Origin of the sequence: Neisseria sp. HMSC067H09, assembly GCF_001814135.1 — a bacterium.
In the GTDB taxonomy this organism is placed as follows: domain Bacteria; phylum Pseudomonadota; class Gammaproteobacteria; order Burkholderiales; family Neisseriaceae; genus Neisseria.
Map to the genome: position 1 here is coordinate 1 of NZ_KV814936.1, position 8,403 is coordinate 8,403.

Below are 8,403 nucleotides of genomic sequence, written 5' to 3' on the forward strand. Positions count from 1 at the left end.
ATGAGTGTCCAAGATTTGGGGGCCAGTTCAAACCCACAATCAGGTTTTCAGACGACCTTTTTCATCACTTTATCTCAATCTACACTCAAATCAGGCAAACACCAGCTTGCCGCCCTCTTCTTTCACATGAATCGTGCTGTCGGGCGCGTATTTGCCTTCGAGCAGGGCTTTGGCCAGCGGGTTTTCGATTTCCGACTGGATGGCACGTTTGAGCGGGCGTGCGCCGTACACGGGGTCGAAACCGGCTTGGGCAATCAAATCCAAGGCGGCATCGTCCACTTTCAGGTGCAGGTGCTGCGCTTCCAAACGTTTTTCCAAGCCTTTGAGCTGGATTTTCGCAATGTTGCGGATATTCTCCTGATTCAGTCCGTGGAACACGACCACTTCGTCGATACGGTTGATCATTTCGGGGCGGAAGTAGGCTTTCACCTCGTCCATCACCGCTTCTTTCACGGCTTCGTAGTCCTGCGTGCCCATTTGTTGGATGTGCTGGCTGCCGATGTTGGAAGTCATGACGATGACAGTGTTTTTGAAGTCCACGGTACGGCCTTGTCCGTCGGTCAGGCGACCGTCATCCAATACTTGCAACAGGATGTTGAACACGTCGGGATGGGCTTTTTCCACTTCGTCCAAAAGAATCACGCTGTACGGTTTGCGACGGACTTGTTCGGTCAGGTAGCCGCCCTCTTCGTAGCCAACATAACCCGGAGGCGCGCCGATCAGGCGGGCAACGGCGTGTTTTTCCATGTATTCGGACATGTCGATACGGATGAGGTGGTCTTCGCTGTCAAACAGGAAGCCTGCCAAGGCTTTGCACAACTCGGTTTTACCCACGCCGGTCGGACCTAGGAACAGGAAGCTGCCGTATGGCTTGTTCGGATCGGCAAGACCGGAGCGGCTGCGGCGGATGGCGTCGGACACGGCGCGCACGGCTTCGTCTTGACCAACCACGCGGCGGTGCAATACTTCTTCCATTTTCAGCAGCTTGTCGCGTTCGCCTTCCATCATTTTGGACACGGGGATGCCGGTCATGCGCGATACGATTTCGGCCACTTCGTCCGCGCCGACTTCGGTACGGAAAAGTTTGTTTTGTCTTTTGCCGTCGGGGTTGCTTTCCGCAGCTTGCAACTGTGCGCCTAATTTCGGCAACTCGCCGTATTCTAGTTCGGACGCGCGGGCAAAGTCGCCTTGGCGTTTGGCCTGCTCGATTTTGACTTTGATGTCGTCCATCTGTTTCTTGATGTCGGCGGTGCTGGAAGATGCGGCTTTTTCGGCTTTCCAGATTTCGTCCAAATCGGCGTATTCTTTTTGCAAACCGTCGATTTCTTCGTCTATCAGTTCCAAACGTTTTTTGCTGGCGTCATCGCTTTCTTTGGCAACGTGCATTTTTTCCATTTTGAGCTGAATGATGCGGCGGTCGAGTTTGTCCATCTGCTCGGGTTTGCTGTCCAGCTCCATTTTGATGCGGCTGGCGGCTTCGTCAATCAAATCAATCGCTTTGTCGGGCAGAAAGCGGTCGGTGATGTAGCGGTCGCTCAATTCCGCGGCGGCAACGATGGCGGGGTCGGTGATGTCGATGCCGTGGTGGATTTCGTAACGTTCCTGCAAACCGCGCAGGATGGCGATGGTGTCTTCCACGCTGGGTTCGCCGACCAATACTTTTTGGAAGCGGCGTTCGAGTGCCGCGTCTTTTTCGATGTATTGGCGGTATTCGTCCAAAGTGGTCGCGCCGATGCAGTGCAGTTCGCCGCGCGCCAAAGCCGGTTTCAGCATATTGCCCGCGTCCATCGCGCCGTCAGTTTTGCCCGCGCCGACCAAAGTATGGATTTCATCGATGAAAATCAGGGTGTTGCCGTCGTCTTTCGCCAAATCGTTCAACACGCCTTTCAAGCGTTCTTCAAATTCGCCACGGTATTTCGCACCGGCAATCAATGCCGCCAAGTCCAAAACCAGCAGGCGTTTGTTGCGCAGGGATTCAGGCACTTCGCCGTTGACGATGCGCTGTGCCAAGCCTTCGACGATAGCGGTTTTACCCACGCCCGGCTCACCAATCAGCACGGGGTTGTTTTTGGTGCGGCGTTGCAATACCTGAATCGCGCGGCGGATTTCGTCGTCGCGGCCGATAACGGGGTCAAGTTTGCCGTCGCGGGCGCGCTGGGTCAGGTCGAGCGTGTATTTTTTCAGCGCATCGCGTTGGTCTTCGGCATTGGCATCGTTCACGTTTTGTCCTCCTCGTACCGCGTCAATCGCGGCATTGATGTTTTGTTCGGTCGCACCGGCTTCTTTCAGGATTTTGCCGGTCGCATCGTTCTGCTGCACTAAGGCGAGCAGGAAAAGTTCGCTGGCGATATAGGCATCGCCGCGCTTGGTTGCCGCTTTGTCCATCAGGTTCAACACCGCCTGCAATTCGCGGCTGGGCAGAATATCGCCCCCCTGGCCGGACACTTTCGGCAGGCTGTTTAAATGCTGCTGCAAACGCTGTTTCACCTGCGGCACATTCACGCCCGCATGAGCCAAGAGCGCGGCGGCTCCGCTGTTTTGATCGTCAAGCAGGGCTTTCAGCACAAAGCCCGCTTCCAGATAGCTGCTGTCCGCAGCCAACGCCAAACTCTGAGCTTCTGCAAGGGCTTGTTGGAATTTGGCGGTTAATTTGTCGAATCTCATCTTTAGGTTTCCTTTTCTTTTGAAATATCATTCTAATGAATGCTATATAGTGCCGCCTGTGGATAACTCAAGAAGGAAAATCTAAGAAAATATTGAAAAAATGGTATCTTTATGTTTTTAAATAAAATTAAATAAAAAAAGCTGTGAATAAGTCCATATGCCAATTATAAAAAGGTCGCCTGAAAACTCGTTGGGAATCAGGTATAATCCATCCTTATTTCATTTTCAGACGACCTTGAGCTATTTAAGGATATTCCCATGAGCAAGAAACGCGTCCTCACAGGCGTAACCACCACCGGCATCCCGCATCTGGGCAACTACGTCGGTGCCATCCGCCCCGCCGTCCGCGCGGCGCAAAACCCCGATACCGAATCCTTCCTCTTCCTCGCCGACTACCACGGCATCATCAAATGCCACGAGCCGGAGATGATTCACCAATCCACCCAGGCCGTTGCCGCCACTTGGCTTGCCTGCGGACTCGACCCCGAGCGCACCACCTTTTACCGCCAAAGCGACATTCCCGAAGTGATGGAATTGAACTGGATTCTGACCTGCATCACCGCCAAAGGCCTGATGAACCGCGCCCATGCCTACAAAGCCGCCGTGCAGGCAAACGCCGAAAACAATCAGGAAGACCCCGACCACGGCGTGGAAATGGGTCTGTACAGCTACCCCATCCTGATGACCGCCGACATTCTGATGTTCAACGCCAACGAAGTGCCCGTCGGCCGCGACCAAATCCAACACGTTGAAATGGCGCGCGACATCGCCGGCCGCTTCAACCACCGCTTCAAAGAAGTCTTCACCCTGCCCGAAGTGAAAATCGACGAAAACGTCGAACTCTTGGTCGGCTTGGACGGACGCAAAATGTCCAAATCCTACGGCAACACCATTCCGCTTTGGGAAAACGACAAGAAAACCCAAAAATCGGTCAACAAAATCATCACCAACATGAAAGAGCCGGGCGAGCCGAAACAGCCCGACGAAAGCCCTTTGTTTGAAATCTACAAAGCCTTCTCCACGCCGTCTGAAACCGCAGCGTTTACGCAAATGCTTGCTGAAGGCCTGGCATGGGGCGAAGCCAAAAAACTCTTGGCCGCCAAAATCAACGCCGAGCTGGCTGAACCGCGCGAACGCTACAACGAGCTGACCGCCAATCCTTCGCAAATCGAAGACATCCTGCAGGCAGGTGCCGCCAAAGCGCGCAAAGAAGCGCGCGAACTGCTGGACAAAGTCCGCGACGCCGTCGGCATCCGCCCATTGAAGTAAATCTCAAAAGGTCGTCTGAAAAAGCAGTCTGCTTATATTTCAGACGACCTTTTCCTGTTTAAAACAAGGAATATCCGATGAAAGCCTTTCCGATTCTCTTATCCGCCCTCCTGCTCGCCGCCTGCGGCAAATCCGAAGCCCCAGCCGAGCCCGCCCAAAATGCCGCCGAAGCCGCGCCAAAGCCTGCGTTTAAAGTCAAATACATCGACAACAACGCCATCGCAGGCTTGGATTTAGGACAAAGCAGCGAAAGCAAAACCAACGACGGCAAAAAACAAATCAGCTATCCGATTAACGGCTTGTCCGAACAAAACGTCATCCAACTGATCGGCAACCACCCCAACGATTTGGAAGTCATCAGCGGCAAATGTATGGAAACCGGCGACAAAGGCGAGCCTTTGGGCTGGACTGAAAACGGCAAATGCCATGCCTTGTTTGCCAAACTGGTCGGCAACATCGCCGAAGACGGCGGCAAACTGACAAGCTACCTCCTCTCCCATGCCGCCCTGCAACCGTATCAGGCTGGCAAAAGCGGTTATGCCGCCGTTCAAAACGGCCGCTACATCCTCGAACTCGACAGCGAAGGAATGTTCTACTTCCGCCGCCGCCACTATTGACCGAGCGGGTGCCGCCCATGACCGTACACACCTTAATCCGCGCCCTGCCTAAAGCCGAATTGCACGTCCATATCGAAGGCACGTTCGAACCGGAATTGATGTTCGCCATCGCCGAGCGCAACGGCGTTTCCATTCCCTATGCGGATGTGGAAGCCGTGCGCCGCGCTTACGATTTTCACAACCTGCAATCCTTCCTCGATATTTACTACGCGGCTGCGGCAGTCTTGCTCCACGAGCAGGATTTTTACGACCTGACCACAGCCTATTTCATCCGTTGCCGCGAGGACAACGTCGTCCACACCGAAATCTTCTTCGACCCGCAAACCCATACCGCGCGCGGCGTACCGTTTGAAACCGTCATCAACGGCATTACCCGCGCCCGTCTGGAAGCGCAGGAAAAATGGGGCATTTCCAGCAGGCTGATTATGTGTTTCCTGCGGCATTTGAGCGAAGAATCCGCGTTTGAAACGCTTGCACAAGCGCAGCCTTTCAGACGACATATCGACGGCATCGGACTGGATTCGGGCGAACTCGGCAACCCGCCCTCGAAATTCGAGCGCGTCTTTGCCCAAGCCCGCTCGCAAGGTTTTCCCGCCGTCGCCCATGCCGGCGAAGAAGGCCCGCCCGAATACGTTTGGGAAGCGTTGGATTTGCTGAAAGTCGTCCGCATCGACCACGGCGTGCGCTCTGAAGAAGACGAACCGCTTATGCAGCGCCTGATTGCCGAGCAAATGCCCCTGACTGTCTGTCCATTGAGCAACCTCAAACTCAAAGTCGTCGGCGACCTGTCCCGGCACAACCTGCGCCGTATGCTTGAGCGCGGCGTATTGGTTACCGTCAATTCAGACGACCCCGCCTACTTCGGCGGCTACCTCAACCAAAATTTCATCGAACTTGCCGACGCATTGGATTTGAATGAAGCAGACATCCGTATCTTATGTAAAAACTCGTTCAAAGCCTCGTTTTTAAACGAGGAAGAAAAAGCAAAACGGTACGCCGAAATCGACGGCATCCATGTTTAGACACAAAGCCGACCTGAAAAAGCAATCCGGTCGGCTTTGTTCTCGGTTAAAATGCGAACCGTATAAACATCGAACTTCTTTTCAGACGACCCTTCTAAATAAAAACACCGATTCAGTGAGAAGGTCGTCTGAAACAACCTCAAGAATGAAAAAAATCCATCTCATCCTTATGCTTCCGGTTTTTCTGACAGGTTGCGCCGGCCTGCCCTCACTGGACGAGCGCCCTGAGAGCCACTACCTCGACATCCGTTCCGCCCCGCGCATGGATGCCCTGCTCAATACCGCCACTGCCAAAACCGGCGGCGATATTTCCAATGTCTATCTGCTCAACGACGCGCACGAAGCCTTCGTCGCCCGCGCCGCCCTGATTGAAGCCGCCGACCACACCCTGGACCTCCAATACTACATCTGGCACAACGACATCTCCGGCAAACTCATGTTCAACCTGATCCACCGTGCCGCCGAACGCGGCGTGCGCGTGCGCCTGCTGCTGGACGACAACAACACCAACGGGCTGGACAACGTCCTGCTCGCCCTCGACAGCCATCCCAATATCGAAATTCGCCTGTTCAACCCCTTCGTCCGCCGCAAATGGCGCGCGCTGGGCTATTTGACCGACTTCCCGCGCCTCAACCGTCGGATGCACAACAAATCCTTCACCGCAGACAACCGCGCCACCATCCTCGGCGGGCGCAATATCGGCGACGAATATTTCAAAGTCGGCGAAGACACCATCTTCGCCGACCTCGATATCCTCGCCACTGGCCGCGTCGTGACCGAAGTTTCTCAAGACTTCGACCGCTATTGGGCAAGCCATTCCTCCTACACCGTCGCCAGCATCATCAAAAAAGGCGATATCGAAAAAGGCTTCCAAGAGCTGGGTTACAACGACAAAGACAAAAACGAAACCCTCAGCCGCTACCGCAGCAGCATCGAAAATTCCGAACTCTACAAAAAAATGCAGAGCAACAGCATAGACTGGCAAAGCGTCCACACCCGCCTGATCAGCGACGACCCCGCCAAAGGGCTGGACCGAGACCGCCACAAACCTCCTATTTTCGACCGCATGCAGGACGCTCTGAAAACGCCCGAAAAAAGCGTTTATCTCGTTTCGCCCTATTTCGTTCCCACCAAATCAGGCGTGCGCGCGCTCGACCAACTCGTCAAAAACGGCGTGGACGTAACCGTCCTGACCAACTCGCTCCAAGCGACCGATGTCGCCGCCGTCCATTCAGGCTACGTCAAATACCGCAAGCCCCTGCTCAAAGCCGGTGTCAAACTCTACGAGCTGCAACCCAACCACGCCGTCCCCACCACCAAAGACCGCGGTCTGACCGGCAGCTCCGCCACCAGCCTGCACGCCAAAACCTTCATCGTGGACGAAAAACGCGTCTTCATCGGCTCATTCAATCTCGACCCGCGCTCCGCCAGACTCAACACCGAAATGGGTGTCGTCCTCGAAAACCCCAAAATCGCAGGCGAAATGCAGCGCACCCTCGTCAATACCACCCCCAAATACGCCTATCAGGTTACCCTCGACAAATACAACAAACTGCACTGGCACGACCCCGCCACCCAGAAAACCTACTCCGCCGAGCCGGAAGCCAAATTCTGGAAACGCGTTACCTCCAAAATCCTCTCCATCCTGCCGATAGAAGGATTGCTGTAAAACCCAAACGAAAGGTCGTCTGAAAACCTGGATTGGCATTTTCAGACGACCTTATTCAAATCCCGATTACTTGCCTGAAGCCTTTTGCAACAGAGCGTACAATTCGTCTTTCAGTTTCAATTTGGCTTTTTTCAGCTCCTCAATTTCTTCAGAACCGCTGGTAACAGGATTATTAACCAAACCTGTAATCTTATCGTCCAACTCATTATGCTCGTCAAACAGACGGGCGAAGTGGGCGTCTTCTTGTTTTAATTTGGAAATTAAATCACGATATTCTGGAAACATTTTGTTTTCCTCTTTCGTTAATATGAATAAAACGGCGCAATGCCAAGAAAAGTATGTAACTGCCAGTAGTTTTATTATAACAAAGCTGCCGTTTTTATCCAGCCCCTAGCTAATCAAACCCTGTATTGCATCAAATTTATCCGGCAGCCCGAAGCTGGAAAAATCTGATTTAATTAGAACCAAACAAATCCAATTACAGTCGTCTGAAAAACAGAGATTTGATGGATTAACGATTTCCTATTCCACAGATGATTTTTCAGACATAACCATCAAAAAGTAAATGGTTACAGATGGTTTAAATCAGGAAAACACAGTCTGGTTTCGACATATGGTTAGCTGAAGATGGCTGGGCCTGCGCCTCTACCTCTGCTCCCTCGGCTACGGGTTTCAACACGCAGTCACCTGAAGGCGGCTAGCAAAATCAATCGCCAGTACGGTAGAGGTCGTCTATTTCAACACACAACCGCCTGAAGGCGGCTGGCGTCGTTTATGTATGCCCTTTTTAAGGCTTCGTTTAGTTTCAACACACAGCCGCCTGAAGGCAGCTGGTTAGGGGTTTGAGATGCGCCGTGCGTTGATTGCGTTTCAACACACAGCCGCCTGAAGGCAGCTGGTTTAGGGCGACAGACACACTGATAGTTTTTTCCCGTTTCAACACACAGCCGCCTGAAGGCAGCTGGCATATCGTTGTAGCCAAGCATCATTGCCAAGTCGTTTCAACACACAGCCGCCCGAAGGCGACTGGTTGATTTTGAGACGCGTCTTTCGATGGTTACGGGTTTCAACACACAGCCGCCCGAAGGCGACTGGCCGTTCGGGGTGCGGATGCGCGTCCACAATACGGTTTCAACACACAGCCGCCTGAAGGCGGCTGGTC

At 53.4% G+C, this 8,403-nt stretch carries 6 protein-coding genes; 4 read left to right on the plus strand and 2 right to left on the minus strand.

The features are described from left to right. Positions 1-90 precede the first annotated feature (90 nt). On the minus strand, positions 91-2,664 hold the full coding sequence (clpB, locus tag HMPREF2954_RS08730) for an ATP-dependent chaperone ClpB (protein ID WP_045072993.1): 2,574 nt from the start codon (positions 2,662-2,664) through the stop codon (positions 91-93). A gap of 258 nt (positions 2,665-2,922) precedes the next feature. Between clpB and trpS the strand changes: the two genes are divergently transcribed. The 4 genes from trpS (at position 2,923) to HMPREF2954_RS08750 (ending at position 7,241) form a co-directional block, all read left to right on the plus strand. Next, entirely contained in the window at positions 2,923-3,933 is a 1,011-nt protein-coding gene (trpS, locus tag HMPREF2954_RS08735; RefSeq protein WP_045072991.1) for a tryptophan--tRNA ligase, read from the plus strand. A gap of 77 nt (positions 3,934-4,010) precedes the next feature. Further along, complete coding sequence (locus HMPREF2954_RS08740) at positions 4,011-4,550, plus strand: hypothetical protein (RefSeq protein WP_045072989.1); 540 nt, start codon at positions 4,011-4,013, stop codon at positions 4,548-4,550. A 17-nt stretch (positions 4,551-4,567) separates the two neighbouring features. Continuing rightward, positions 4,568-5,572, plus strand: coding sequence for an adenosine deaminase (locus HMPREF2954_RS08745; RefSeq protein WP_045072987.1), 1,005 nt, complete (start codon positions 4,568-4,570; stop codon positions 5,570-5,572). A gap of 145 nt (positions 5,573-5,717) precedes the next feature. After that, positions 5,718-7,241, plus strand: a complete 1,524-nt coding sequence (locus HMPREF2954_RS08750; protein WP_070689094.1) for a phospholipase D family protein — start codon at positions 5,718-5,720, stop codon at positions 7,239-7,241. 66 nt (positions 7,242-7,307) lie between these two features. Here the strand turns inward: HMPREF2954_RS08750 and HMPREF2954_RS08755 are convergent, their stop codons facing one another. Next, positions 7,308-7,526 carry an HP1242/YdcH family protein gene (locus tag HMPREF2954_RS08755; protein ID WP_039855760.1) on the minus strand — a complete coding sequence of 73 codons (219 nt, stop codon included), beginning with the start codon at positions 7,524-7,526 and terminating at the stop codon, positions 7,308-7,310. Positions 7,527-8,403 lie beyond the last annotated feature (877 nt).

Excerpts from the sequence above, each read along its gene's own strand:
- clpB (WP_045072993.1), bottom strand. The coding sequence starts at position 2,664 with ATGAGATTCGACAAATTAACCGCCAAATTCCAACAAGCCCTTGCAGAA.
- trpS (WP_045072991.1), top strand. The coding sequence starts at position 2,923 with ATGAGCAAGAAACGCGTCCTCACAGGCGTAACCACCACCGGCATCCCG.
- HMPREF2954_RS08740 (WP_045072989.1), top strand. The coding sequence starts at position 4,011 with ATGAAAGCCTTTCCGATTCTCTTATCCGCCCTCCTGCTCGCCGCCTGC.
- HMPREF2954_RS08745 (WP_045072987.1), top strand. The coding sequence starts at position 4,568 with ATGACCGTACACACCTTAATCCGCGCCCTGCCTAAAGCCGAATTGCAC.
- HMPREF2954_RS08750 (WP_070689094.1), top strand. The coding sequence starts at position 5,718 with ATGAAAAAAATCCATCTCATCCTTATGCTTCCGGTTTTTCTGACAGGT.
- HMPREF2954_RS08755 (WP_039855760.1), bottom strand. The coding sequence starts at position 7,526 with ATGTTTCCAGAATATCGTGATTTAATTTCCAAATTAAAACAAGAAGAC.